This window comes from Rathayibacter sp. VKM Ac-2804 (assembly GCF_009866655.1).
GTDB lineage: Bacteria > Actinomycetota > Actinomycetes > Actinomycetales > Microbacteriaceae > Rathayibacter.
Genome location: NZ_CP047420.1, coordinates 2,389,318 through 2,413,971, shown reverse-complemented (window position 1 = coordinate 2,413,971; position 24,654 = coordinate 2,389,318). Strand labels below are relative to the sequence as shown.

The window sequence follows — 24,654 nt, the reverse complement described above, 5'->3', positions numbered from 1 at the left end:
GGAAGGGCGGTCCCCGAAGGGACCGCCCAGGCGGTCAGCGTGAGATCCACGCCGTCCAGCGTTCGGCGGCGTCCGCGAGGTTGTCCGCCCACCACTGCATGTCGCGGTTGACACCTGTTCCGTCGTCCTGGCCTGACGGGATGAACTGGGCCATCGTCTCCGGGATCTCGGGCGTGGCCTCGGGATTGATCGGTGCGTAGCCGATGCCCTCAGTCATTGCTGCCTGAGGCTCGGGCTGAATGGCGTAGTTGATGAACTCCATCGCGGCGTCCTTGTTCGGTGCACCCTTCGGCACGGCGAAGACGTCCCAGTAGTAGATGGGCTGATTCCACACGGTTCCCAGCGGAGCGCCGTTCACGGCCGCCTGGTAGGCGCGACCCGGCCAGGCGATGATCATGTCGACTGCGCCGCTCTCGAGCGACTCCTGCATCTGCGCACCGGTCTCGAAGAAGACTGTGTCATCCGCAACGCCGTCCAGCACCGAGAATGCCCGGTCGTAGTCGAGGGGGTACAGGTCGTCGGTGGCGACGCCGTCGGCGAGCAGAGCGGTTTCGAGGGAACCGTCGTGCTCGTTCCCCATCATTCCTCGTGTACCGGGGAACTTCTCGGTGTCGTAGAAGTCGGCCCAGCTGGTGGGCGGTGCGTCGCCGTACTTCTCGGTGTTGTATACGAGGAGGAAGGCGGTACGCATGTTCGGAACGCCGCACTCGGAGACGAGGGCCGGGTCGATCGCCGAAACATCGACGATGTCGTAGTCGATCTTCTCGAGGTAGTCGCCGCAGGCGTCGATCGCGTAGTACGGCAGCGCCTCGACGACGTCCCAGGTGACATTGCCAGCGTCGACTTGTGCGGTCATCTTGGTCCAGGTCGCCGGGCTGTCTTCGACGTAGGAGATACCGCTCTCCTCCATGAAGGGATCGAGCATCGCTGCCCGTTGAGCGTCCTGGTAGCTTCCGCCGGTGCCGACGAAGACGAACTCCGTGCTGGCAGTATCACCGGCCTCGGCGGTTCCCTGCGAGCAGCCAGCGAGAGCCAAGGCGCCGATCAGGGCGATGGAGCCGGTCGCGTAGGCGCGACGTCGTGATCGTGAGTTCATGAGTGGGTCTCCAATTCGGTGGTGCGTGGGGTGGAGTGGCGCATCTGGGGAGAAGTTGTTGAGGGGTTCTAGGTGCGACGCTGGACGCCGGGTCTTGGCGGCAGGCGCCGTGAGGTTGCTCAGGCAGACGCCCGAGCCCAGGTAGGCGAATCAACCGAACGCACGACGGCCTCGAGGATGCGTTCCTCGCTCGGCAGGAGCGCCGTGGCGAGATGCACGGCGGAGGGGATGCGGGCGTCAGGAGTCCCGATGCGGATGGGAGCCGCCATGAGCTGTGCGTTCTCGCTGACGTAAGCGACCACCTCGGCACCGAAGCCACCTGCGGTGTGTGCTTCGTGGACGACGACGAGTCGGCCCGTGCGTTCGACGCTCTCGAGGACGGCGGCGGTGTCCCAGGGGCGGAGCCATCGCAGGTCGATCACCTCCGCCTCGATCCCGTACTCGGACGACGCCGTCTCCGCCGCTCGCATGACGCGGTTCTGGATGGTCCCCCACGTCACGACGGTGACGTCGGTGCCGCCACGGCGCGTTGCACTCGCACCGAGTTCCGCCGGCGGTGCCTGCAAATCGACCGTCGTCTTCTCGCCGTGGTACAGCGCACGGTTCTCGATGACGATGGCGGGGTCGTCCGTCGCCACGGCGGCACGGAGCAGGTCGTAGGCGTCCTGCGCGGTCGTCGCGATGCAGACCTGGAGCCCGGGGACGTGGGCGAAGATCGCTTCGAGGTTCTGCGAGTGCTGGGCGCATGCGCCGGGCGTGTTGCCCTGCTGGGTGCGGACGGTGATCGGTGCCGTCAGCCGACCCTCCGTGACGTACCGGACGTTCGCTGCCTGGTTGACGAGCTGGTCGAGAGCGACCAGCGTGAAGTCGACCCACATGATCTCGACGATCGGGCGGCGGCCGACCATGGCTGCTCCGACGGCACCGCCGAGGATTGCGGACTCGGAGATGGGGGTATCGAAGACGCGGTCGCCGAACCGCTTCTTCAGGCCCTTCGTCACTCCGAAGACTCCGCCGGGCACGGCAACGTCCTCGCCGAACAGAAGCGCTTCGGGGTGACGGTCCAGCGCGTCGGACAGGGCGGCGTTGACCGCTTCGGCGTAGGTGTGCTGAACGAACTCAGGCATAGAGGTGCTCCGTGACTGTGGAGGGGTCGGTGAAAGGGGCGGCGAGCGCAGCCCTTGCAGCGGCGTCGATCTCGACGTCGATTTGCGCGTCGAGCACGTCGAGCTCGGCGGGCGTGCAACCGAATTCAAGAAGGCGCTGGCGTGTGCGGATGAGGGGGTCTGCCGCTTTGGCGTCCTCGATCTCCTTGGCCTGGCGGTAGTGCTGGATGTCTCCGATGTAATGGCCGACGAGTCTCGCGGTCATCGCTTCCACGAGGATCGGGCCGCCGCCGGAGCGGATCCGGCTGATCACCTCCCGCATGGTTCGGGTGACGGAGAGCACGTCGTTGCCGTCGATCCGGATGGCGGGGATGCCGTAGCCGTTGCCGCGGGTGAACAGTCGGTCCTTTCGGGTTGTCGCTGAGATGGGTGTCATCTCCGACCACAGGTTGTTCTCGACGACGAAGAGCACGGGGAGAGAGCGCGAGGCCGCGAAGTTCAGCGCTTCGTGGACGGCTCCCTGGTTCATGGCTCCGTCACCGATGACCGCGACCGAGACGCGCCCTGAGCCGTCGAAGGTGCTGGCTAGGGCTGCCCCGGTGGCGATGACGGTGCCGGCGCCGACGATGGAGTTCTCGCCGTACATGCCGTGGTCGGGTGCGAAGTTGTAGGCCGAGCCGCCGCGGCCGCCATTCATACCGGTCCGGCGGCCCATCATCTCGGCGAACAGCGCAGCCGGGGGCACTCCGCATGCGAGTCCCCAACCGTGGCCACGGTAAGTGGGAAATACGACGTCGACTGTGAGGTCGAGGGCGTCGGCGGTGCCGACGCAGATCGCCTCTTGTCCGTTGCAGAGGTGCACCGAGCCGACGATGTCGCCGTCCCGTCGGAGGTCAGCGGTGCGTTCCTCGAAGCGGCGGATGGTGCGCATCCGTCGATAGAGGCCGAGCAGCAGAGTCCGGTTAGGAGACGTGAGTGCGGTATCCATGGTTCCCTTCTGGTGCGGCCGAGCGGCGTGGTCGTGCCGGCCGATCGCGTGGTTCATTCGATTCCGCCGTCCACGGCAAGGATTTGCCCGGTGACGTAGGAGGAGAGGTCGCTGGCGAGGAAGAGCGCGCTCGCGCAGATCTCCTCCGGCCGCGGAGCTCGTCTAAGCGCCGTATTTTCGAACGACAGCGGCGTACCCGATTCCGCCCAGACCTGCTGCAGTCGGCCAGTGGGGACGGTGCCTGGCGCGATGCAGTTCGCCCGGATTCCATAACGGCCCACATCGCGGGCGAGGTAGCGGGTGTACATGGCCACCGCCGCCTTCGCGACGCCGTAATGGCTGTAGGTGCCCCGATCGGTGGGGGCGCGACCGTTAAGGGAGGACATTGTCACGATTGCGCCACCGCGTCCCGTCGTCATGGCGGGAATGGCGGCTGTGCAGACGTTCACTGTCGTGAGGAGATTCCGATCCAGCGCCGACTGGAGTGACGCCGGGTCGAGATTGCCCGCGGAGTTCCCAGAGAGTGCGCCGCTGCCGCCTCCAGCGAAGCAAAGGACCGCGTCGAGACGACCGAACCGCTCGAGGACGGCGTCCAGCAGTCGGGCAGTTCGCGCACTGTCCGTGAGATCGGCCTCGAACCCGTGCGCGTCCCCGCCGTCCTTCAAGATTTCGTCAGCCGTCGTGTCTGCCCGCATATCCTCGGCTTCCGCGGCGAAGCTTCGCCACGAGTGCAGGTCGACGTCGGCGACGGCGACGCGGGCCCCGTTCTGGGCGGCAAGGTGAGCCATGGTTCGGCCAAGCCCGCGGGCGGCTCCGGTGATCAGGACCGTCCGGTCCTCAAGGAGCGTCACGTGATCGGCCCGGAGGTGCTCGAGGAGGAGCGGTCGGCGCCGTCGCCAATTCGCAACTGCCCAGTCTCGAGGAAACGGGTCGCGATGCTCGCTGCTTCGACAACTGCTTCGATCAACCGGGAACGATGTGGCGTGAATCGCGACAGCGGCACCGAGACGGCGAATGCTCCGCCTGGCCGGCCCTGGGCATCGAAGTATGCAGCTGCCACGCAGTTCACACCGTCCCGGAACTCCTCCCGGTCGATGGCCCAGCCCTGTGACCGGATCTGCGCGAACTCCATCCGTAGTTCCTCGAAATCGGTGATGGTGTTCGGCGTGACCGGCGTCAGTCGACGGCGCGCGAAGAGTGCGCTGATCTGCTCGGCCGGGAGGTGCGCGATGATGGCCTTCGCCGATGCGCGAGCGTGCATGTCGCCGGAGTACCCGACCTCGAGTCGGTCGACCGTCACCGGGTGTTGCCCAACGAGGTAGTTCTGCAGGGACACCTTCCCGTCCGCCCAACGGGCGACGTAAGAGGTCTCCTTCGTCTGTGCATGCAGGCGGGTGAGGATCAGGTTCAATTCGGCGGGTACGGCCGAATGGTTGTTGAGCTGGCGGCCGAGCGCGTGAGAGCGGGAAGCGAGCTGGTACAGGCCCTCCTCATTGCGGGACACGAAGTCCATCGCCACGAGGGTGCGGAGGATGTGGTAGCAGACGCCGGGACGCAGATGTGTGTCGGCGGCGATGCGTTTGGCGGGCGCCTCACCCTCAAGTGCGAGGTACTCGAGCACGACGAGCCCGCGTTCAAGCGTGGAAAGCGTCGTGCTGCGGAGATCGTCTGTGGTCATGCGAGAGCTACCAGAGTCGAGGCGAGGATCGCCGCCGCGTCGACGACGTCAGCCACGAGCACTTGTTCGTCTGGGGAATGCGCAAGTGTGATGTCTCCGGGGCCGAAGACAACAGTCGGGATCCCCTCCGCACCGAACCAGGCTGCGTCGGAGCCTGCAGTGAAACCAATGATCTCGACAGCGCCCAACCGGCTACGCACCGCTCGGTGGAGTGCGCGTACGAGTGGCTCGTCTTCTGCCGTTTCCCATCCAGGGAGACCTTGGTTGTCCCAGATGATGCGCGCTGGATGATCCAGATACCACGGGTTGCTGCTGATGGTGCGATCAACGAGGACTCGGAGAGTATGGCGAACCTCCTCCGGGTCCTCTCCTGGCAGGAGTCCGAATCGACCCGACATCGTCGCGAAATCGGGTACAGCGGCACGATGTCTGCCCGCTTGGAGCACGCCCACCGAGAACGGTGCAGGAGAAGGAAGCGACGCGAGCAAGGAATGCCGGTACGAGCGACCTCGCTGCAACGCGAGATCGCGGAGCGCGGCACGGATCTCGATCAGCGCATCGAGTGCGTCTACGCCCTTCCATGGTGCGGAGCTGTGTGCAGAGATGCCGTCGAGTTCGATTGTGAAGAACTGGAGTCCGGTGTTGACTCGCGCCACTTGATTCGCGGTCGGCTCGAGGATGATCGCCGCCTCGACGGCACGAAGGTTCCCCTGACGCCGGAGGTTGTCCACGGCGACCTGCGTGCCAATTCCCGTGGTCTCCTCACCGACAGCTAGTTGCACGATCACCCGGAACGGCAACTCGACGCCACAGTCCTCCAGTGCGGCAAGTGCGCCGAGGGCGGCGACAATTCCACCCTTCATATCGACTGACCCGCGACCTCGCACGGCGCCCTCGACAAAATCGCCCGCGAACGGCGGAAAGGACCATCGGTGAAGATCCTCTGCGGAAACCACGTCGAGGTGCCCGTTGAGTATTACCGTGCGGCCGGTGTCAGCACCCACGTGAATCAGAAGATTCGCGCGCTCGTGGACACTCGTCTCATCGGCGCTGAGGGTGGACGAGGAGAGGTGCTCGCGTTCGATCTGCCAGCCCCGACCACGCGCCCACGCCGCGAAAACACCGGCGGCGCTCTCCTCTGAGCCCGACACGCTTGGGCACCGAACTGTCTCGCAGAGGAGCGAGATCAAGTTGGGTGTGAGCGCGGCGAGCGCATCTACCCATCGTTGGTCAATCTCGGTCGTCATGTGTCTCCTAGTGAGGGTGCACGGCACTGGCCGCCTACCGCTACGGCTGAGCGGATTGAAGACACTGTGCAGAACATCGCGTTTCTGTTCTGTTAAATCGAACGGTCTGTTTGATTATTTGAAAACCTGGCACAAAATGTTGCAGAAAAAGCTGGCGCGCTGTGTGGCGCCGAGTGCCAGTCGAGCCGTCAGCGTCCTCGTTCGTAGGGCAAACCCGAGGCACGCGCGCCGCGGTAGGCGCTCCGACTACGCGCATGCTCTACAGCAGATCGCCGACGATTTGGCATGAGCCGCACATCGGTGGCGGCCCGCCTACCGTGGCCGCCACCCCGCACCCCCACTTGCTCTCGACTCCGTCGAGCACGTGAAAGAAGCACAAGGTGCGCTTGGGTCGCTCGGCAACGCGTACCTCTGGCGGCACTGCCGCTCTCCCCGTTGTGACATAGAGCGCTGTCAGAACACCGCCATGAAGGGCTGCCACTTACATGCTGAGCGCGGAGCGACCGACAGACGGTGCGTCTCAGAGAGCTACTGGTTTATGAGGCACTAGAAGACAGAGCTCTCCCCTCCACGGAGGAGGGGCGTTTTCGAGTTACGCCTTGGGGCGTCGGCTTCGCTGGAGGAGGGCCTTGCGTCGAGCGGGCTCCTTGCTGGGAAGGAAGATGACGAGGAAGTCCTCGATCTTCTTCACCATGAATCGGAGTCCGAAGTAGCTCGTGGTGCACACGAGCGCGACGTTGGGGTCCACCTCCTTCAGCAGCATCTCGATCAGCGAGTTCAGCAATGTGACCTCCGCGGGATGAACGTGCGAGCGCGTTCAGATGGCACCGAGCCGGTCGACTCGGTTCTACTCCTTACTGGCACCCATTCGGGTGCCGGCAGGAGAGGAGTGGGCCAGGAGAGCGCGAACTGCTCAGATCCTGGGCATGAAAAAAGCCGGCTCGAGGCCGGCTGGTCGGGCGGTAGATCGATGCCCATCATCAAGGTAGGGGGTGACATCGTTCGTCTGAAAATCGCAGTGCCGCGGCGTGGCACCGCGACTGAGTCGCGTCTGGCGCCTCCGCGAAGCGCAGCCGCCCGTTAACGCAAAAAGCCAGCCGGGCGGCTGGCTTCGGGCGCACGTGTATCCATGCGTGATCAGTATGGCTTGAAACGTAGCTGGCGGCAACGTCTGCTCTCCGACTGGAGCCACGTCGCGGCCTAGCGCGAGCCTACAGATTTCATTTCTAATCGGAAGTCAAGGACCCGGCGTGGCTGTTCGCTGCCGCCCGTCGGGTCCAGTCAGTCCGGTCGACGCCGTTCGATGAGGACAGTGTCGCGCCAAGTGCCCGCGGCAGACCCGTAGCTCATCAGCGCGATCCTCTCGCGTGTGCCGACGTGGCGGAAGCCTGCCCGCTCGTGGAGGGCAAGGCTGGCGGTGTTCTCGGGGAAGATGCTCGACTGGATGGTCCAGGCGCCGGCGGCGTCTGCGGCGTCGATGAGCGCCTGCAGGAGTTCGGCGCCGATGCCGCGGCCGCGGGCGGACGACGCGACGTAGACGGAGTGCTCGACCACCCCTCGGTAGACGGGCCGGCTCGACACGGGGGAGAGCGCGGCCCAGCCGAGGATCTGGTCGCCGTCGACGGCGACCAGGCGCCCGACGTCGAGCTTCCCCGCGTCGAATGTCTCCCAGGTCGGCGGTTCGGCCTCGAAGGTGGCGTGCCCGGTCGCGATGCCCTCGCGGTAGATCGTCTCGACCGCCGCCCAGTCCTCGGCGAGCATCGGCCGAATGCTGGTCATGAGCAGCAGCTCCCTCCGGCGGATCCGATGTCGGTGGAGCAGACGCCGGTCTCGGGGAGCACGAGCTGGACGCGCCGGGCGGCGGCGTGGTCGCCCGCGAGCTCGTCCGCGATGGAGCGGACCTGCTCATAGCCGGTGACCAGGAGGAAGGTCGGGGCGCGGCCGTACGACTTCATCCCGGCGATGTAGAAGTTCGGCTCGGGGTGCGCGAGCTCGGCGACGCCGTGCGGGTCGACCGTGCCGCAGGAGTGCAGGTTCGGGTCGATCAGCGTCGCGAGCGCGCGCGGCGCTTCCACGATCTCGTCCAGGGAGACGCGGATCTCCCGCAGCATGCCGAGGTCGGGCCGGAACCCGGTGGCCTGCACGACGACGTCGGCCTCGACGCTCTCGCGATCCTTCCGGCGGCGCCCGAGGACGGCGACGCGGCCGGTGGCGGTCTTCTCGAGGCGGTCGATCTCGAAGCGGTCCAGGAGGGTGATCGCGCCGTCGCGAACGAGCTGGTGGACGGTGCCGCCGAGCTTGCCGCGCTCCTCCAGCTCGTCGTCGCCGGAGCCGAAGACGCGCAGCGGACTGGCGCCACGGATCGCCCAGGTGATCCGCGTATCCGGCTCCTCGCGGGCGAGTCGGGCGAGCTTGATCAGGGTGTTCGCGGCGGAGTGGCCGGCGCCGACGACGAGGACGCTCTTCCCGGCGAAGCGGGCGCGGTCCGCGCCGAGCACGTCCGGCAGAGCGTGGCTGAGGTGCTCGGCGACGTCGGCGGCGCCGATCGGGTCGAGGCCCGCGGAGGCGAGGGCGTTGGGCGTGGAGTAGGTGCCGGAGGTGTCGATGACCGCGCGGGCGGTGACGTCGACAGCGCCCTCCGGCGTGTCCAGACGCAGCAGGAACGGGGTGCCCGCGCGTCCGGTGGAGCGGGTGCGGTCCATGCCCTCGCGGGTCACGGCCAGCACGCGGGAGCGGTAGCGGATGACCGGAGCGAGCTGCGGCGTCGCGGCGAGGGGCGCGAGGTAGTCGCGGACGAACTCGTGCCCGGTGGGCAGCTTCTTCGCGGCGGGCGCCTCCCAGCCGGCGGCGTCGAGCAGGCGCCCGGCGGCGGAATCGACCAGGTACTCCCACGGGGAGAACAGGCGGGTGTGGCCCCACTGCTGCACGGCGGCGCCGGCGCTGTCTCCGGCCTCGTAGACGATGACGTCGAGGCCGCGCTCGAGCAGCTGCGCGGCAGCGGCGAGGCCGACGGGGCCGGCGCCGATGACGGCGACGGGCAGTCCGGTGAGGCGGCGCTCGTCGGTGCGGGGCGGGACGGTCAGGGTCATCGTCATGATGGTCTCCTTCGGTGGTGCAGGTCAGGCGGTGACGGCGTCGTCGAGGACGGCCGTCGTGGCCTGGGCGAGTGAGGCGAGGCCGTGGGCGGCGAGATAGTGCTCGGCGTCGGCGGCCGCGGAGCAGCCGGTGCCGGCGGCGGTGATGGCCTGGCGGTAGCGGTGGTCGACGAGATCTCCGGCGGCGAAGACGCCGGGAAGGTTGGTCTCGGTGGTGGGTGAGGTGACGCGGACGTAGTTGTCGTCGTCGACGTCGACCTGGCCGAGGACGAGCTCGGAGCGGGGGTCGTGGCCGATGGCGATGAACAGACCCGTCGCGGCGAGTTCGGACTCCTGGCCGGTGACGGTGTCGCGCAGGCGCAGCATCGTGAGCTTCTCGTCGCCGAGCGCCTCGGTGACTTCGGTGTTCCACAGGACGCGGATCTTCGGATCGGCCAGGGCGCGGTCCTGCATGATCTTCGACGCTCGGAGGAAGTCGCGGCGGTGGATGAGGGTGACGGAGGCGGCGAAGCGGGTGAGGAACATCGCCTCCTCGAGGGCGGAGTCGCCGCCGCCGACGACGGCGATGTCCTGGCCCTTGAAGAAGAACCCATCGCAGGTCGCGCACCAGGACACTCCGTGACCGGTCAGTCGCTGCTCACCGGGGACACCGAGCCTCCGGTAGGCGGAGCCCATCGCGAGCACGACGGCCCGTGTCCGATAGCTGCTTCCGTAGCCGGTGGTGATGGACTTCACGTCACCGGTGAGCTCGAGCGCGGTGGCGTCGTCGTAGACGATGCGGGCCCCGAAGCGCTCGGCCTGAGCGCGCATGTTCTCCATCAGGTCTGGGCCCATGATCCCGGTCGGGAAGCCGGGGAAGTTCTCGACCTCGGTGGTGTTCACCAGGGCGCCGCCCGCCTCGACCGCGCTCGTCAGGACGATCGGTTCCAGGCCCGCGCGGGCGAGGTAGATGGCGGCGGTGTAGCCGGCAGGGCCGGATCCGACGACGACGACGTTCTCGATGGTGTCGCTCGCGGTGCTGGTCATGCGGGAACTCCTGTTGTCTCGACGCCGAGGGTGATCAGCATGGCCTCGACGCGGGCCTTGATCTGGTCGCGTACGACGCGAACCTCCTCGATCGGGAGGCCGGCCGGGTCGGTGAGGTCCCAGTCCTGATAGGTCTTGCCCGGGTAGATCGGGCACGCGTCGCCGCAGCCCATCGTGACGACCACGTCGGCCGCCTGGACGACGTCGTCGGTGAGCGGCTTGGGGAACGCGTCGGTCACGTCCAGGCCGATCTCCTCGATGGCCGCGACGACGGCGGGGTTGAGTGCGGCGGCAGGCATCGAGCCGGCGGAGCGCACGTGCACGCGGCCGCCGGAGAGCGCGTCGGTGAGGACCGCGGCCATCTGGGAGCGGCCGGCGTTCTGCTCGCAGATGAACAGCACCTCCGGCACCTCCCGGGCGATGGCGCCCTTGGCCTGGGCGAGAGCGGTCAGGCGGTCGGTGGCGAAGCGCACCGTCTGGCTCGCCAGGTGCGCCTTGACCTTCGAGGTGCGCAGCAGCCCGGTGTACGACTCGAGCACGTACCGCTCAACGGTCTCGGCGGCGAAGACGCCGCGGAACTTCTCGCTGAGCTCCTCGGCGAGGCGGGCGAGGTAGCCCTCCGGGTAGACGAGGCCCGGCATGGGTCGGCGGGTGCTGAAGTCGCTCATCGTCAGACCTTCGCGGGTAGCAGCTCGGCCAGCAGCGCCTGGACGCGTTCCTTGATGTCGTCGCGGATGGGGCGGACCTCCTCGAGCGGCTTGCCCTTGGGGTCGGTCAGGGCCCAGTCCTCGTAGCGCTTGCCGGGGAAGATCGGGCAGACGTCGCCGCAGCCCATCGTGATCACGGCGTCCGACTCGCGCACCTGCTCGGTGGTCATCAGCGTGGGCACGGCCTGCGAGATGTCGATGCCCTCCTCCGCCATCGCCGCGATCGCCATCGGGTTGATCTGGTCGCCGGGCTCGGACCCGCCGGAGAGCACCTCGACGGCGCCGTTCGAGAGGGCGCGCATGTAGCCGGCGGCCATCTGCGAGCGTCCCGCGTTGTGGATGCAGACGAACAGGACGGTGGGCTTCTCGGTCATGGTGCGAGCTCTCTGGTCGGGGCGAGGGGCAGGAGGAGGAGGAGGAGGGACGGCATCGACGCCGATCGATATCAGTGTGACGGTGGATATCGACGTGCGTCAATGTTCGTACCGGATGTTCACTCGAGGATCGTGAGCCAGGCGGCGTGGGCGAGCAGCGTGATCAGGAGGACGGGGACGGTCAGGACGATGCCGGTGCGGAAGTAGCGGCCCCAGCCGATGTGAATGCCCTTGCGGTCCAGGACGTGCAGCCAGAGCAGCGTGGCGAGGCTGCCGATCGGGGTGATCTTGGGGCCGAGGTCGGAGCCGATGACGTTGGCGTAGATCATCGTCTCCTGTGTCAGTCCGGTCGCTCCGGCGGCGGAGATCGCGAGGGCCGCGATGAGCAAGGTGGGCATGTTGTTCATCAGGGAGGCGAGGACCGCGATCACGGTACCCACGCCGAGTGCGGTGATGACGGTGCCGCGGTCGCCGAAGAACGAGAAGACGCCGGCGAGCTCGTCGGTCAATCCCTGATTGCGCAGACCGTAGACGACCAGGTACATGCCGATGCTGAACAGAACGATCTGCCAGGGAGCGTCGCGGATCACCTTCAGGACCGGGATGCGCCGGCGCGAGGGCTGCTCGCCAGCGTCGAGGGAATCGCCGGACCCGAGCGGGCCTGCGGTGACGAGCTCGCGCTCCTCGGCACGCACGCGGGCGAAGAGGAACGCCGGCTGCCGGGCGGCGACGGCGACGAGGGCGATCGCGCCGATCCCGGCGACGACGGAGAGCGGTACGTGCAGCGGGTCGGCGGCGAAGTAGCCGACGAGCAGGAAGGCCAGGACGATCCAGCCGGTGCGGAACACGAGCGGGTCGCTGATCGCGGACGCCGGACGGGCGAGCGCGTCGACGTTGTAGCGCTTCGGGATGGAGCGGCCGAAGTAGGCGAAGAGCACACCGAGGCTCGCGAGGACGGCGACCGCGCCGACGGGGACCATGACGAGGGCGTAGCGGGCGAAGTCGATGTCGAAGAAGTCGGCCGAGACGATGTTGACCAGGTTCGACACCACCAGCGGCAGGCTGCCAGCATCGGCGATGAAGCCGGTGGCGAGGATGAAACCGAGGGACGCCTTCGCGGAGAAATTCAGCGCGCGCAGCATCTGGATGACGATCGGCGTGAGGATCAGCGCCGCCCCGTCGTTCGCGAACACCGCCGCGATCACCGCGCCTAGCAGCACAATCAACACGAACAGCAGCCGCCCACGTCCCCGGCCCCAGCGCGCGACGTGCAGCGCGGCCCACTCGAAGAATCCGGACTCGTCCAGGATCAGCGAGATCAGCACGATCGCCACGAACGCGAGGGTGGCGTTCCAGACGATCCCGACCACGGTCGGGACGTCGGAGAGCTGAACGACGGTGGTGACCAGCGCGATCACCGCACCGCCGAGAGCGCTGTAGCCGATCCCGAGTCCCTTCGGCTGCCAGATGACCAGCGTCAGGGTCATCAGGAAGATGGCGATGGCGAGCACGGTCATGCTGGAGAGCTCCTCGGAAAGGCATCGATGATGATCGATGAAGACACTACATCGATCCTCATCGATGCCTGGACGAGTGCCGGCGTCCATCGATGCCGGTCGATCCGCGTGGCACACTGAGGGCATGGCCGTTCTCGAGATGCTCCCGCTGGCGGACGTGACCGCGTGCTGCGCACCGCTCACCCGCGAGGCGATGGACGCCGAGAACGCCGAGAAGCTCGCCCGCTCACTTCGCGCAATCGCCGACCCGGCGCGACTGCGGCTGATCTCGATGGTCGCCGCGCACGCCGACGCCGAGGCGTGCGTCTGCGACCTGACCGAGCCGCTCGGCCTCTCCCAGCCCACCGTCTCGCACCACCTGAAGGTCCTCGTCGATGCCGGGATCCTCAGCCGCGACAAGCGCGGCACCTGGGCCTACTACCGCCTGGTGCCCGGCGCGCTCGACTCCCTCGCGCATCTGCTCACCACCGTCTGACCGAGCCGGCTGAAAAGCCGGGACCGTGCCACTCCAATAGATCGACGCGTGTCGATGTAGCGACACGTGCGCGTCACTTCCCGTTCATCGACGGGCGTCAGTGTTCGGTCGTTGTTCTCGGACCGAAGGAGCAGGATGCATCTCGTCGCCATCGGCGGCAGCGACGCGGGGATCTCCGCCGCGCTGCGCGCCCGCGAGCTCGACCCGTCCGTCGACGTGACCGTCGTCGTCGCCGATTCGTACCCGAACTTCTCCATCTGCGGGATCCCGTACTACTTCTCCCGCGAGGTCCAGCCCTGGCAGTCGCTCGCGCACCGCACCCACGCCGACCTCGAAGCCACCGGCATGACCCTGCGTCTGGACACCTTCGCGACCGATATCGACGTCGCCGGGCAGCAGCTCACCGTCCGCACCCCGGACGGGACGCTCGACCGGATCGGGTACGACGAGCTGATCGTCGGGACCGGCGCCCTCGCGTCCTCCGCCGGGATCGCCGGCGTGGACGAGCTGGGGCCGGAGGACGGAGTGCACGTGCTGCACTCGATGGGCGACACGTTCGCGCTCGAGCGCTACCTCGACAATCGCGACCCGCAGACGGCGATCATCGTCGGCGCCGGCTACGTCGGCCTCGAGATGGCCGAAGCCCTCACCGTCCGAGGCCTGCGCGTCGTTCAGCTGCAGCGCGGCCCGGAAGTGCTCTCCACCCTCGACCCCGAACTCGGCGCCCTCGTCCACACCGAACTGACCGAGCGCGGCGTCGAGGTCCTCACCCGGACCACCGTCGCCTCGATCGAGAAGACCGCGACCGGTCTCGCCGTGCACGCCGACCACAACGGCACGCCTCTGACGCGCACCGCCGACGTCGTCCTCCTCGTTGTCGGTGTGAAGCCGAACACCGACCTGCTCGCCCGCGCCGGAGCCTCCCTCGGCGCCGGCCGTGCCGTCGCCGTGGACGAGGCGATGCGCACCGGCCTCCCGCACGTGTTCGCCGCCGGCGACGGAGTGACCACCCACCACCGCCTGCTCGGCAGTACCTACCTGCCGCTGGGCACGACCGCGCACAAGCAGGGCCGCGTCGCGGGCGAGAACGCCCTCGGCGGCGATGCCCGGTTCGCCGGCTCCGTCGGCACGCAGGTCGTGAAGGTGTTCGATCTGGTCGCCTCCCGGACCGGACTGCGCGAGCACGAAGCCTTCGCCGCCGGGTACGAGCCGGCGACGACGACCGCGGTTGCGGACGACCACAAGCGCTACTACCCGGGCGCGCAGCCGATCACGATCCGCATCACCGGTGACACCCGCGACGGGCGCCTGCTCGGCGCGCAGCTCGTCGGACGCCTCGGCACCGAGACCGCCAAGCGCGTCGACACCTACGCGACCGCCCTGTTCGCCGGGCTCACCGTCGAGCAGGTCTCCGACCTCGACCTCTCCTACACACCCCCGCTCGGCTCACCGTGGGACGCCGTGCAGATCGCCACCCAGACCTGGACCCGCACCACCACCGGAAGCAGCATCCCCGCATGACTCAGAAGCCCACCGTCCTCTTCCTCTGCCAGCACAACGCCGGCCGCTCCCAACTCGGCGCAGGCCTGCTCGAAGTCCTCGCCGGCGACCACTACACCGCCACCTCCGCCGGCCTCTCCCCGGCCGAAACGGTGAACCCCGCGATCGCTGCCACCGTCGCGGAGCTCGGCCTCGACATCAGCGACCGCACCCCCCGCGCCGTCACGGTCGAGGACCTCGAGAACGCGGACATCGTCATCGCCATGAAGCCCGGCCTTATCCTCCCTGCGACTCCGACCGGCCGGTTCCTGGAGTGGAAGTTCCCCGACCCGACCGACTGGAGCGCCGAGAGCGTCCGCCCCCTCCGCGAGGCGGTCGCCGCTCGAATTCAGGCCGAGCTCCTTAACTAGACGCGACACGGAGCGGCATCAGAACGCCGCCACAGAACGCTGAAACTCACCGAGATTTCGCGGCTCCGATTGTCCCGTTAGACCCGCCCGATGAAATGCCCGATGGCGGGGCGTCAAATGACACATTGTTCGGATGGCAGCTCTCGTCGGATACGCCCGCGTCTCGACCGACAAGCAGGACGCGACCGCGCAGCGGGATGCGCTCGAGGCGGCCGGCGTTCCGTCGGATCGGATCTATGTCGATTCCGGTCTCACGGGTCGCAATCGCGATCGTCCAGCGTTGCGGGAGGCGCTGGCGGCGTGCGACACCGGGTCGACGTTGCTCGTGACGAAACTCGACCGGCTCGCGCGCTCGATCACCGACGCGCGGGACGTCGTCGACGAGCTCACGGGCCGAGGGGTGAAGCTCAGCATCGGGGGATCGGTCCATGATCCGGAGGACCCGATTGGCCGGCTCCTGTTCGACGTCCTCGCGACGGTCGCCGAGTTCGAAGGCGACCTCATTCGCTCTCGCACGAAGGAGGGCATGAAGATCGCGAAGGCGAAGGGTCGGCTGCGCGGGCGGGCGCCGAAGCTCTCGCCGAAGACCGAGGCACACCCGGTCGCAGAGCATCACGCCGGCAACTACACCGTCGCGGAGCTTGCGACTGAGTTCAAGGTCGCTCGATCGACCGTGTATCGGGCGGTGCAGCGTGCGCAGTTGAAGGACGCGCGGACCGTGGAGGTCGCGCTGGCCCTCCCGCCGGTGGACGACTCTCTGTGAGCTCGGACGCTCGCCGGATCGCGGACGAGAGAGCTCTGGCGCGCCTGGAGCAGCTGTACGCCGAGATGCCCGCGCTGTCGTGCCTCGGACTGGGTGAGTAGTCCTGCCACCAAGACGTCGACGCCTGGCGCTCAACGTGGAGGTGTTGCGGCATGTCTGAAGTCGGCGCAGCTGAGTGCGAAACGATCGTCGGTCGGTGCGTCACGGAAGCTACCGGTTCGCGTGGCCGAACGACTCCGGTGCTGCGCTTGCACTGTGTGGTCGGGCTCGAGACGAAAAGAAGCGGCCGCCGGCGTTCGCCGACGACCGCTTCTCTCAGCGGCTGGTCATCCGTCTCATCGAGATGGTCGGCCGATGCCGGGGTCAGCAGAGCGCTGCGCGAACCTGGCGGATGGTGGACAGCGGCACGTTCGCGCCGAGGCGCTCGATCCTGCGCTGCAGGGCGGAGTCGGTCGTTGTCGTGCAGGCTGCGGCGATGCGCGGGTCGGTCGCGTCGATGCCCAGGCGCTTGAGGACCGCGGCGACCTTCGCCGGGATGGCGGGCTCGGGTGCCTCGGTCCTCGAAAGCTCACCGTTGATGCCTGTGCGGTCCTGGCCCGCGGTCACGAGGAGAGGCGTCGGAGTTCCTCCGAGGGGGACGTCCTTCCAGAACTCGGGGATGCAGTCGATGGGGAAGGGCTGGAACGAGATCTCGACGTTGCCCGGGATGACGCCGGTGATCGCGTAGGTGCCATCGGGGTTCGTCACTGCCCCACGCCCCAACAGGAGGTTGATGCGATTCACGGCTCCGACAGAGATGCCTCCGGTGGGGACGCCGTCGCAGGTGACCCGGCCGGAGACGGTCGAGCCGAGAATCAGGGTCGAGTCGGCCGTCGTAGTGGAGTCGGCGACGATGTCGACTTCGGACGCTTCCGCAATGGTGAGGACCCCGTCCCACATCTGCGCCGCCCAGGGGCTCCCCGTCGGCGGGAGGAACGCCACTTGGTAAGAGCCGGTCTCGACGCTAAGGGAGTAGTGGCCCTCCGCATCGCTCGTTGCTCCGTCCCCGACCTGGTACCCCTGGTCACTCACGGGGATCACGTCGATGCCAGCGACCGGACCGGCTCCGGCGCCGCCCACCGTACCCTGCAGCGTCCCGTACGCGACGTCGGCTTGTGCCGGCACGGCGGCACCGACTGTCAGCGCGGTGGCGAAAGTCATGGCTGCGATGCCGATGGATGTCATGCGTACTCGGCGGCTGGATTGTCGGAGCATGTGATTCCCCTCTCGTGCCGCCGCACAAGCGCGACGATCCGCTCGCACGGTACCGGTTCCAGGTCGGCTCGCATCAGCCCCACTCCTGGCACCCGTCCGGGTGAGGCCCGTGCAGTGATCGTCGCCCACCTAGGTCTAGGACATGCGCGGCGATGCTGCCAGCGGAGGGGACGCTGTCCAGGATCGCGGCAGAGGTCGTGGTCGACACGGACTCGACGGCCTTCTGACGGAGACGCCTGCGGAAGCGCGCGAGGAGCACCTGGCTATTCCGGCGCCCGGGACGTGAGTGCCGCTAGACGACGACTACCTTCCCGAGGGTGACAGTGTTGGTGCTGCCAATGCTGCGCACGCTGTAGTCGTAGTTCTGGCCTGGGGAGGTGCCGGAGTCGAGCTCCGCGGTGAAGGTCGCCGAGCCGGTCTGGTCTGTGGTGGCGTAGGTGGTGGAGTCGAATTCGCCGCCGCGGTATCCGGGGTGGGAGAACATCAGGGCGCCGTCACCATTGATGATCACCAGGTTCGCGATGACGCCCTGGCCGGCCGCGTCGAGGAACTGGACTCGGATGGGGAAGGTCTCTCCGGGTCTCGCCTCGATCGTCGGCTCGAGGATTCGAAGCCCGACGGTCTCAGTGGGCTGGCTCGTGGCTGCTGCCGGTGCTGCGACTGCGAGAGCGACGACGGGAGCGCTCCATGCCAGGCCTGTGAGTGCTCGGCGCGTCAGCGGTGCAGAGGTGGACGGGTGCTGAGGGGCGGACTGCTCCACGGATCTCTTTCTGTTCAGGGGAAGCGCGGCGCCCGAGCGGCGTGCTGGGCGGCACAGGGCTCGATCCGCGCGCAGCTCAGCAGACCACAGATGACTCGTCCCGGGTGCGGAAATCGCCGGGATTCGACCGACGAACTCGAAAGCAGTGGCTGTCGGTGTCGGCACGGCGACGCACTGCGGGCGCGCGTCAGGCCGGGGCGCGCATCAGGCCGGGGCGCGCGTCAGGCCGGGGCGAGCCGGAGGGGCGGTCGCGCCTGGATCGGCGTCGTGCCGGGAGCCGTCGGTGCGATCCACTGCACAACGGGGCTGATCGGAGCGGAGCCCGGGCCGAAGGCGAAGCCGAAGTCGGTCGCACCGGCGACGGTCGGGCCGCCGACGTAGGCGTTCGCGGGATCGCCCTCGTCGAGGACGGACCAGCCCGCGGGCAGGGTGATCATCGATTCGTCGAAGAGGTCCGCCGGGATCACCACGAGCCCCTGGTAGCCGATCGCGTAGCAGTCCGCCGGTACCGTCAGCCGGAGCGTCGACGTCCCGCCGCGGACCGCGGGGTTGGTCGTCCACTGCATCGAGGGGAAGCCCCGCGGTCCGACCTCGATGGCCGACGAGACGGAGCCGGTGACGTCGCTCTCGGTCCACGTCGCCGTGGTCGTCCAGTTGCCCGACAGCTCACCCCACTCGACGTTGAAGCCCTTGGTGCCCGCCCGCACCCCGGCGGGGGCGATCATCGTGATCGTCCGGCCGTGGTCGTCGATCACCGTCCATCCCGCCGGCGCGACGACCGATCGCGCCGGCGAGAAGGCGTACTCCTCGAGGACGGTCAGGGTGAGGGTTCCGGTCCCGCGGACGACCGGGGCGTCGCGAGGAGAGGGCTGCAGGACGAGGAGCAGGAGGGACGACTCCTTCTGCACGCCCGTCGGGCCGTCCCACGCCACCCGGGCGGTGGGCCCGGCGGTGCTGGCCGCCGCCATCGGCGCACCCACGGCGACCGCGACGACCGGAGTCGACCAGGCGGCACCGATCAGTGTGCGTCGCGCGAGGTCGGAGGGCCGGGGGGCGCGGACGCCGTGTGTGCTCATCGGGTTCAGTGTTCCGGCGGGGACGCCTCGCGGCAAGACCCTCTAGCGGACACGTCCGGTTGCGGACAGGAGGACCGCGCGAGCCTCGATCGCCGCGGACCCCGCTGCTCGCCGGTACGATCGACCACCGTGCCTCGCCGTTCCCCTGCCGACCTCAGCGCGGGCATCCGCGAGGCGGCGGAACGGCTGTTCCGGGAGCGGGGGTACTCGCGGGTCACGATCCGCGAGATCGCCGCCGAGGCGCAGGTGGATCCCGCCGTCGTGATCCGCAGGTCCGGATCGAAGGAGGCGCTGTTCCTCGAGGTGATGCAGGTGAGCATCCGGGACCGCCCGGAGCTGGACGTGCCGCTGCAGGACTTCGGCCGCACGTTCCTCGCGACGATGCTCGAGGACGAGCGCGACACGCAGGCGGTCTTCCTCGCCCTGGTGCGCGGCGGGAGCGAGCCCGCGATCGGCGCGAGGCTCCGCGCCGTGCACGAGGAGGCGTTCGTGGCCCCGCTGCGCGCTCGCATGGCGGGGTCGGACGCCGACCTGCGCGCTCGGCTGGCCGCTGCGCTCGTCGGGGGCCTGCTGCACTCGATGTGGGTGGTCGGCGACGAGGTGCTCCTCGCCACCGACCACGACCGGATCGTCGAGCGCTACGGCGACGCCTTGCAGAGCCTTCTGACGCCCGGGACCTGATCCGGTCGGCCGGTGGGCCCGCGGCTACTGCACCGACCAGCCGCCGTCGCTCGGCAGGATCGCCCCGTTGATGTTCACGCCGTCGTCGCTCAGCAGGAAGGTGATCGACGCCGCGAGCTGCTCCGCCGAGGCGACGGACGGGATGGCGCTCTGGAACGGGGCGAGGCGAGCACTGCCGACCTCGGAGACGCTCGGCGGGAAGGGGATCCCCGTGGCGACACCGCCCGGCGCGACCGCGTTCACGCGGATCCCGCTGCCCGCGTACATGAAGGCGGCGCTCTTCGTGAGCCCGACGACGCCGTGCTTGGACACCGTGTAGGCGTTGCCGGACGCGTTGCCGCGCAGCCCCGCCTCGGAGGCGACGTTGACGATCGATCCGGCCGCGGCCGCGAGCATCGCGGGGAGCACGGCGCGGGAGAGCTTGAAGCCGCCGGTGAGGTTGATGGCGATCACCCGGTCCCACACCGCGTCCGAGGTCTCGTGGGCGGGGGAGAAGTCGTCGTTGATCCCGGCGATGTTGGCGAGGCCGTCGATCCGCTCGCCGGCCGCCGCGACGATCGCGTCGATGTCGTCCTGCTTCGTGATGTCGCCGGCGACGGGCACGATCTCGGCGTCGGGCAGCGAGGCCGCGAACTCCTGGAGCCGCTCGGCTGAGATGTCGACGGCGACGACGCGCCCTCCTTCGCGGGCGATGCGGGAGGCGGTGGCGCGGCCGATGCCGGACGCCGCGCCGGTCACGATCACGGTCCTGCTCGTGAAGCGCCCGGCGACGACGCTCTCGCGCCAGCCCGTGCTCTCCACCGCCTCGGGCATGACGCCGCCGTTCGCCCGGAGCACCAGATCGTCGACGACGCTCTGCGGGAGCTGCCCCTGACTGAGCGCGACCAGCTGCTGCAGCGGCAGTGATCGCACCGGCGCCAGCTTCGCCTCGTCGAAGCCGCCGGCGGCGCCGCCGAGCACGTCGCGGATCAGAGCGGAGCCCTCGGGGTGGTTCAGCCATTCCCCGATCGAGCTCTGGGCGGTGAGTGCGGGAGTCGTGGACATGAGTTCTCCTTCTGTGGTCGAGCAATCTGTCGTCGAGCGATGAAGTCAACTTAGTTGACTCCGAGGGGAGCATCCTGGTGTCGATACCCCGCCGGGGGCGACGCGACGGGAGAGAGGTCCCTCTCCGCGGGATCGTCGCGGCCCGGGCGGGGGAGGCGGACACCGGACGGCCCGAGCCGGGCGACGGCGCGGTTCCGATCGCGCCCGTCGTAACCCGTCCGATGATCGTCGGGTCGCCTCGTCTCAGAGGGCTTCGAGCGCGTCCAGCGCCCGCTGGACCCCGTGCTCGGTCCGCATGAGACGGCCCACCTCCGCGGCCCGCTCGCGCCGCGACAGGGCGTCGGTCATCGCGGGCACGAGGATGCCGCCCGAGAGGCGGCGCAGGGCGACCGGTGCTGCGGCCAGTCCCTGCCGGTGCAGCTGGGCGGCCCAGAACGGCTGGTCGGCGGTGACGGGCACGACGACGGCCGGCACGCCGGCCCGGGCGACGGCGTGGGAGGTGCCGGCCCCGCCGTGGTGCACGGCGAGCGCCGCGCCCGGCAGGACCGCGTCGAAGGGCGCCGCCCGCACCGCCAGCACGTCGGAGCCGCGGGACTCCGCCGGCAGCGCCAGGCCGCCCCAGCCGGTGACGAGCAGGACCCGCAGGCCGTGGGCGCGGGCGGCCGAGACGATCGCGTCGCCGCGAGCCGAGGCGTCTCCGGTCGCCATCGAGCCGAACGATGCGACGAGGAAGGGTCCGCCGGCCAGGAACTCGGCGACGGCGGGATCGGGAGATGCCGACGACTCCGAGAACCACGCCCCCGTCTGGTGCACCCGCTCCGGCCAGTCGTCGGGCCGCGGCAGCAGCGCGGGGCTCACCGCCATGAGCGTCGCGCGCGACGGCGACCGCCCGGCCGGACGACGACCGCCCGGCAGCTCGGCGGCGGCGCGGGCGACGTCGGCCTCGAAGAGCCGCGCGGCACTGCGCGGCACGGCGTAGGTGTGCCGGTTGTAGGCGCCGAGGTCGCGGGTGGCCGTGGGACCGCCGGCGGCGGGGAAGCGCTCGCTCGGGGTGGCCACCGGCGCGAACTCCACCAGCACGCGGGGCACGCCGAGCGCGTCCGCCGCCATCGGCGCGCTGAGGATCAGCGGGTGGTGGACGACCACGTCGGGCTCGAAGGCGATCGTCTCCCGCACGGCGGTGGCGAGCATCCGCCGCATCGCGGGCCGCACCTCCCGGCGCAGGTGGTGCGCGAGAGCCCACGGGGTGCGACCGGCGGAGGAGAGCACCCGCCGAGCGTCCAGACCGAGGGCCACGGTGTCCACCCCCTCGGGGGCGTCCGCGTCGTCCGGCAGGGCCAGCAGAACCTCGTGACCGCGGGCGACGGCGTGCCGGGCGAGGGCCGCGAACGGCTCCACATCGCCCCGGGTGCCGGCGGTGGCGAGCATCATACGCATCCCCCCAGTGTGGCCCGCAAGTCATCACCCTGCGTTCCGAGGCCGGGTAGCCTCGGGCGAGTGACTGATGGCAGTGAGCGGACGGCGAGCACCGCGCCGCTCGGAATCGGTGCCGCCGTGCGCCGCCTCGTGCACATCTCGCGACCGGTGCTCTGGATCAACACCATCGGCTCCGGCCTCGTCGCCGTGTGGCTCACCGGCGCTCTGTTCGACCTGCGCGCCCTGCCGATCATCCTGTGGCTCACGCTGCCGTTCAATCTGCTGATCTACGGCGTGAACGACATCTACGACCAGGACACGGACGCGGCGAATCCCCGCAAGGGCTCGATCGAGGGCGCGAGGATCCGGCAGTCCGAGGTGCGGCTCATCGCCTGGGCCGTCGCCGCGGTGAACCTGCCGTTCCTCGTCTACTTCCTCCTCGCGCTGCCGCCGCTCGCGAACGCCGCGATCCTGCTCTACGCGGGCGTCTTCGTCTTCTACTCCGCCCCGCCGCTGCGCTTCAAGGCGCGGCCGTTCCTCGACTCGCTGAGCAACGCGGCGTACGCGCTGCCCCTGGTCATCGTGCCCGCGGCCTTCGAGGTGTCACCGGTCTGGCCCGCGGCCCTCGGCCTGATCGCCTGGAGTGTGGCCAAGCACGCCTTCGATGCGGTCCAGGACATCGTGGAGGACCGCGACGCGGGCATCACCACCACCGCGGTGCGGCTCGGCCCGCGGGGGACCGCCCTGTGGAGCGGGGCCTGGTGGATCGTCTCCACGGCACTGTTCGCCGTGGTCAGCGTGCCGGTGGCCGCCGCCAACCTCCTGATCGCCGGCGTCCTCGTGGCGAGCCTGCTGCGCGCCCCGACGCCGGAGACCGGTCACCGCCTGTACCGGCTCTCGGTCGCCTTCCCGTACATCGCGGGGTCGTTCGCCGGAGTGCTGCTCCTCGTCTCGATCGTGCTCGGGGGCGAGTCGTGAGCCGCGTCGTCGTGGTCGGCGGCGGGATGGGCGGACTCACCGCCGCCGCGCTGCTCGCGCACGCGGGCCACCGCGTCACCCTGCTCGAGGCCTCCGCCGAGCTCGGCGGGAAGAGCCGTCGCCTCCGGCTGGGCGAGGACCGCATCGACACCGGGCCGTCCCTGGTGACATTCCCCGCGGTGTGGGACGAGCTGCTGCGGCGCCTCGGCGACGACGGCCGCACGACCGACCGCGTCGGGGACGCCGGCCGGCTCGACCTGGTGCGGATGCCCGAGGTGGGCCGCTACTACTTCGACGGGGAGGAGACCTCGCTGCCGGTGGCGCCGGAGCACCCCTGGTACCCGGCCTGGCGCCGCTTCTCCGAGCTGCACGCGCCCCTCGCCGACGACGTGACCGAGCTGCTGCTCGCCGACCCCCTCGACCGCGCCGCCCTCCCCGCCCTGCGACGGCTGCTGGCCGTCTACGGCTCGCGCCTCACCACGCGCGCCTACCTCGACAGCCTGCCGTGGCTGCCGGAGGGGCTGCGCGAGATCATCGCGATCCACACCCTCAACGCGGGTGTCTCGCCCTCGCGCACCCCCGCGCTCTACGCGAGCATGCCGGCGATCATGGCGGAGACCGGGGCCTGGGTGCCGCGCGGGGGCGTGTACGAGATCGTGCTCGCGCTGGGCCGGCTGGCCGAGGCGGCCGGGGTCGAGCTGCGCACCGGGGAGAGTGTCGTCCGCATCGAGCGCGGGTCGGTCACCACGGACGCCGGGCGGTATTCCGCCGACCTCGTCGTCAGTGCCGTCGACGCCGACCGGCTCGCCGCGCTGACGGGTCCGTCGCTGATCCCGGCGCTTCCCCGTCTGCGCCCCCGCACCCTCTCCTGCTCGGCGATCGCGGTGTACGGCGTGCTGCGGGAGGAGCTGCCGGCGGAGATCGCGACGCACAGCGTGGTGCTGCCGACGAAGCCGGCGGCTCTCCACCGCAGCCTCGAGGCGGGCGACGAGCCGGCGGACACCATGGTGTTCGTCAACCAGTACCGCGCGGGCGAGGTGTACCCGAATCCGCACAGCACCCTCGGCGTCCTGCTCACCGCGCCCGCCGACGGCGGTCGCTACACGGTCGAGCACCCCTTCGTGCGGCGCGAGGTCGACCGCGTCTCGGAGGCGATGGGGCTCGAGAGGCCTCTCACCGACTACCTCGCCGAGCAGACGGTGCTCGATCCGCAGTACTACGGCGAGGGCGGCGAGCCACACGGCGCCCTCTACGGCGCGGCGCGTCCCTCCTGGCAGAGCGGGCCCTTCCACCGCCCCTCCTACAGCGACCCCTGGCGGCCCTGGCTGTGGCGGGTCGGCGCCTCGGTGCACCCCGGCGGCGGGATCCCGGCGGTGGTGGGCGGCGCGATGATCGCGGTGACGCGGCTGCTGAAGTCGACCCCGGTCTAGTCGGGCCGGCCGGGATCCGCGGGGACGGTCGGT

25 protein-coding genes are annotated in these 24,654 nt (G+C 69.4%); 7 read left to right on the top strand and 18 right to left on the bottom strand.

Going from position 1 to position 24,654, the window contains the following annotated elements:
* Positions 1-34: 34 nt before the first annotated feature.
* The 13 genes from GTU73_RS11370 to GTU73_RS11315 all read right to left on the bottom strand — a co-directional run bounded on the left by GTU73_RS11370 (position 35) and on the right by GTU73_RS11315 (position 12,834).
* Positions 35-1,096, bottom strand: a complete 1,062-nt coding sequence (locus GTU73_RS11370; RefSeq protein WP_160089553.1) for an ABC transporter substrate-binding protein — start codon at positions 1,094-1,096, stop codon at positions 35-37.
* Positions 1,097-1,215: 119 nt separating this feature from the next.
* The gene (locus GTU73_RS19325; RefSeq protein WP_167306046.1) at positions 1,216-2,223 is read right to left on the bottom strand and encodes a transketolase C-terminal domain-containing protein; all 1,008 of its coding nucleotides are present in this window, start codon (positions 2,221-2,223) and stop codon (positions 1,216-1,218) included.
* Positions 2,216-3,190 (bottom strand): thiamine pyrophosphate-dependent dehydrogenase E1 component subunit alpha, encoded by a 975-nt coding sequence (locus GTU73_RS19320; RefSeq protein ID WP_167306045.1) that lies wholly within the window; start codon positions 3,188-3,190, stop codon positions 2,216-2,218. Before GTU73_RS19320 ends, GTU73_RS19325 begins: the two co-directional genes overlap by 8 nt.
* 53 nt (positions 3,191-3,243) lie before the next feature.
* Positions 3,244-4,041, bottom strand: a complete 798-nt coding sequence (locus GTU73_RS11360) for an SDR family NAD(P)-dependent oxidoreductase (protein WP_160089551.1) — start codon at positions 4,039-4,041, stop codon at positions 3,244-3,246.
* Positions 4,038-4,868, bottom strand: a complete 831-nt coding sequence (locus tag GTU73_RS11355; protein WP_160089549.1) for an IclR family transcriptional regulator — start codon at positions 4,866-4,868, stop codon at positions 4,038-4,040. Before GTU73_RS11355 ends, GTU73_RS11360 begins: the two co-directional genes overlap by 4 nt.
* Positions 4,865-6,115 carry an ArgE/DapE family deacylase gene (locus GTU73_RS11350; protein WP_160089547.1) on the bottom strand — a complete coding sequence of 417 codons (1,251 nt, stop codon included), beginning with the start codon at positions 6,113-6,115 and terminating at the stop codon, positions 4,865-4,867. The genes GTU73_RS11355 and GTU73_RS11350 overlap by 4 nt, the downstream gene beginning before the upstream one ends.
* Positions 6,116-6,707: 592 nt before the next feature.
* A complete protein-coding gene (locus tag GTU73_RS11345; protein WP_160089545.1) occupies positions 6,708-6,899 on the bottom strand; it encodes a hypothetical protein in 192 nt (63 codons plus the stop codon).
* 497 nt (positions 6,900-7,396) lie between these two features.
* Positions 7,397-7,894: a GNAT family N-acetyltransferase gene (locus tag GTU73_RS11340; RefSeq protein WP_160089543.1), complete on the bottom strand. Its 498-nt coding sequence runs from the start codon at positions 7,892-7,894 to the stop codon at positions 7,397-7,399.
* Positions 7,891-9,210 carry an FAD-dependent oxidoreductase gene (locus GTU73_RS11335; RefSeq protein WP_160089541.1) on the bottom strand — a complete coding sequence of 440 codons (1,320 nt, stop codon included), beginning with the start codon at positions 9,208-9,210 and terminating at the stop codon, positions 7,891-7,893. Before GTU73_RS11335 ends, GTU73_RS11340 begins: the two co-directional genes overlap by 4 nt.
* 24 nt (positions 9,211-9,234) lie before the next feature.
* Positions 9,235-10,236: a thioredoxin-disulfide reductase gene (gene trxB / locus GTU73_RS11330; RefSeq protein ID WP_160089539.1), complete on the bottom strand. Its 1,002-nt coding sequence runs from the start codon at positions 10,234-10,236 to the stop codon at positions 9,235-9,237.
* A complete protein-coding gene (locus GTU73_RS11325; RefSeq protein ID WP_160089537.1) occupies positions 10,233-10,904 on the bottom strand; it encodes an arsenate reductase ArsC in 672 nt (223 codons plus the stop codon). Before GTU73_RS11325 ends, trxB begins: the two co-directional genes overlap by 4 nt.
* Before the next feature lie 2 nt (positions 10,905-10,906).
* Positions 10,907-11,317 (bottom strand): arsenate reductase ArsC, encoded by a 411-nt coding sequence (locus GTU73_RS11320; protein ID WP_160089535.1) that lies wholly within the window; start codon positions 11,315-11,317, stop codon positions 10,907-10,909.
* A gap of 119 nt (positions 11,318-11,436) precedes the next feature.
* Positions 11,437-12,834 carry an arsenic transporter gene (locus GTU73_RS11315; protein WP_160089533.1) on the bottom strand — a complete coding sequence of 466 codons (1,398 nt, stop codon included), beginning with the start codon at positions 12,832-12,834 and terminating at the stop codon, positions 11,437-11,439.
* 124 nt (positions 12,835-12,958) lie between these two features.
* On the opposite strand from GTU73_RS11315, the gene GTU73_RS11310 reads away from it, so the two are divergent.
* The 4 genes from GTU73_RS11310 (at position 12,959) to GTU73_RS11295 (ending at position 15,982) form a co-directional block, all read left to right on the top strand.
* Complete coding sequence (locus GTU73_RS11310) at positions 12,959-13,309, top strand: metalloregulator ArsR/SmtB family transcription factor (RefSeq protein WP_133963540.1); 351 nt, start codon at positions 12,959-12,961, stop codon at positions 13,307-13,309.
* A 135-nt stretch (positions 13,310-13,444) separates the two neighbouring features.
* Positions 13,445-14,830, top strand: a complete 1,386-nt coding sequence (locus GTU73_RS11305; RefSeq protein ID WP_160089531.1) for an FAD-dependent oxidoreductase — start codon at positions 13,445-13,447, stop codon at positions 14,828-14,830.
* Positions 14,827-15,219, top strand: coding sequence for a low molecular weight phosphatase family protein (locus GTU73_RS11300; protein ID WP_160089529.1), 393 nt, complete (start codon positions 14,827-14,829; stop codon positions 15,217-15,219). Before GTU73_RS11305 ends, GTU73_RS11300 begins: the two co-directional genes overlap by 4 nt.
* Positions 15,220-15,352: 133 nt before the next feature.
* Positions 15,353-15,982 carry a recombinase family protein gene (locus GTU73_RS11295; protein ID WP_160089527.1) on the top strand — a complete coding sequence of 210 codons (630 nt, stop codon included), beginning with the start codon at positions 15,353-15,355 and terminating at the stop codon, positions 15,980-15,982.
* Positions 15,983-16,345: 363 nt separating this feature from the next.
* On the opposite strand, the gene GTU73_RS11290 is transcribed toward GTU73_RS11295, so the two are convergent.
* The 3 genes from GTU73_RS11290 to GTU73_RS11280 form a co-directional block, all read right to left on the bottom strand.
* A complete protein-coding gene (locus GTU73_RS11290; RefSeq protein ID WP_160089525.1) occupies positions 16,346-17,206 on the bottom strand; it encodes a hypothetical protein in 861 nt (286 codons plus the stop codon).
* A 322-nt stretch (positions 17,207-17,528) separates the two neighbouring features.
* Positions 17,529-17,996, bottom strand: a complete 468-nt coding sequence (locus GTU73_RS11285; RefSeq protein WP_160089523.1) for a hypothetical protein — start codon at positions 17,994-17,996, stop codon at positions 17,529-17,531.
* A gap of 221 nt (positions 17,997-18,217) precedes the next feature.
* Entirely contained in the window at positions 18,218-19,072 is an 855-nt protein-coding gene (locus GTU73_RS11280; RefSeq protein ID WP_160089521.1) for a hypothetical protein, read from the bottom strand.
* Positions 19,073-19,201: 129 nt separating this feature from the next.
* On the opposite strand from GTU73_RS11280, the gene GTU73_RS11275 reads away from it, so the two are divergent.
* Positions 19,202-19,753: a TetR/AcrR family transcriptional regulator gene (locus GTU73_RS11275; RefSeq protein WP_160089519.1), complete on the top strand. Its 552-nt coding sequence runs from the start codon at positions 19,202-19,204 to the stop codon at positions 19,751-19,753.
* A gap of 24 nt (positions 19,754-19,777) precedes the next feature.
* Here the strand turns inward: GTU73_RS11275 and GTU73_RS11270 are convergent, their stop codons facing one another.
* Together GTU73_RS11270 and GTU73_RS11265 are read right to left on the bottom strand one after the other, a co-directional pair.
* Entirely contained in the window at positions 19,778-20,797 is a 1,020-nt protein-coding gene (locus GTU73_RS11270) for an SDR family NAD(P)-dependent oxidoreductase (RefSeq protein ID WP_160089517.1), read from the bottom strand.
* 243 nt (positions 20,798-21,040) lie between these two features.
* The gene (locus GTU73_RS11265) at positions 21,041-22,234 is read right to left on the bottom strand and encodes a glycosyltransferase (RefSeq protein WP_160089515.1); all 1,194 of its coding nucleotides are present in this window, start codon (positions 22,232-22,234) and stop codon (positions 21,041-21,043) included.
* Between the two features lie 60 nt (positions 22,235-22,294).
* On the opposite strand from GTU73_RS11265, the gene GTU73_RS11260 reads away from it, so the two are divergent.
* The gene (locus GTU73_RS11260) at positions 22,295-23,191 is read left to right on the top strand and encodes a UbiA family prenyltransferase (RefSeq protein ID WP_160089513.1); all 897 of its coding nucleotides are present in this window, start codon (positions 22,295-22,297) and stop codon (positions 23,189-23,191) included.
* Positions 23,188-24,621: an FAD-dependent oxidoreductase gene (locus GTU73_RS11255; RefSeq protein ID WP_160089511.1), complete on the top strand. Its 1,434-nt coding sequence runs from the start codon at positions 23,188-23,190 to the stop codon at positions 24,619-24,621. The genes GTU73_RS11260 and GTU73_RS11255 overlap by 4 nt, the downstream gene beginning before the upstream one ends.
* Positions 24,622-24,654 lie beyond the last annotated feature (33 nt).

Bases quoted from the DNA above. Each gene is read 5' to 3' on its own strand.
- GTU73_RS11355 (WP_160089549.1), bottom strand. From the start codon at position 4,868: ATGACCACAGACGATCTCCGCAGCACGACGCTTTCCACGCTTGAACGC.
- GTU73_RS11300 (WP_160089529.1), top strand. From the start codon at position 14,827: ATGACTCAGAAGCCCACCGTCCTCTTCCTCTGCCAGCACAACGCCGGC.
- GTU73_RS11265 (WP_160089515.1), bottom strand. From the start codon at position 22,234: ATGCGTATGATGCTCGCCACCGCCGGCACCCGGGGCGATGTGGAGCCG.
- trxB (WP_160089539.1), bottom strand. From the start codon at position 10,236: ATGACCAGCACCGCGAGCGACACCATCGAGAACGTCGTCGTCGTCGGA.
- GTU73_RS11320 (WP_160089535.1), bottom strand. From the start codon at position 11,317: ATGACCGAGAAGCCCACCGTCCTGTTCGTCTGCATCCACAACGCGGGA.
- GTU73_RS19320 (WP_167306045.1), bottom strand. From the start codon at position 3,190: ATGGATACCGCACTCACGTCTCCTAACCGGACTCTGCTGCTCGGCCTC.
- GTU73_RS11280 (WP_160089521.1), bottom strand. From the start codon at position 19,072: ATGAGCACACACGGCGTCCGCGCCCCCCGGCCCTCCGACCTCGCGCGA.
- GTU73_RS11305 (WP_160089531.1), top strand. From the start codon at position 13,445: ATGCATCTCGTCGCCATCGGCGGCAGCGACGCGGGGATCTCCGCCGCG.
- GTU73_RS11350 (WP_160089547.1), bottom strand. From the start codon at position 6,115: ATGACGACCGAGATTGACCAACGATGGGTAGATGCGCTCGCCGCGCTC.
- GTU73_RS11295 (WP_160089527.1), top strand. From the start codon at position 15,353: ATGGCAGCTCTCGTCGGATACGCCCGCGTCTCGACCGACAAGCAGGAC.
- GTU73_RS19325 (WP_167306046.1), bottom strand. From the start codon at position 2,223: ATGCCTGAGTTCGTTCAGCACACCTACGCCGAAGCGGTCAACGCCGCC.
- GTU73_RS11325 (WP_160089537.1), bottom strand. From the start codon at position 10,904: ATGAGCGACTTCAGCACCCGCCGACCCATGCCGGGCCTCGTCTACCCG.
- GTU73_RS11310 (WP_133963540.1), top strand. From the start codon at position 12,959: ATGGCCGTTCTCGAGATGCTCCCGCTGGCGGACGTGACCGCGTGCTGC.
- GTU73_RS11290 (WP_160089525.1), bottom strand. From the start codon at position 17,206: ATGACATCCATCGGCATCGCAGCCATGACTTTCGCCACCGCGCTGACA.
- GTU73_RS11315 (WP_160089533.1), bottom strand. From the start codon at position 12,834: ATGACCGTGCTCGCCATCGCCATCTTCCTGATGACCCTGACGCTGGTC.
- GTU73_RS11340 (WP_160089543.1), bottom strand. From the start codon at position 7,894: ATGACCAGCATTCGGCCGATGCTCGCCGAGGACTGGGCGGCGGTCGAG.
- GTU73_RS11370 (WP_160089553.1), bottom strand. From the start codon at position 1,096: ATGAACTCACGATCACGACGTCGCGCCTACGCGACCGGCTCCATCGCC.
- GTU73_RS11335 (WP_160089541.1), bottom strand. From the start codon at position 9,210: ATGACGATGACCCTGACCGTCCCGCCCCGCACCGACGAGCGCCGCCTC.
- GTU73_RS11270 (WP_160089517.1), bottom strand. From the start codon at position 20,797: ATGTCCACGACTCCCGCACTCACCGCCCAGAGCTCGATCGGGGAATGG.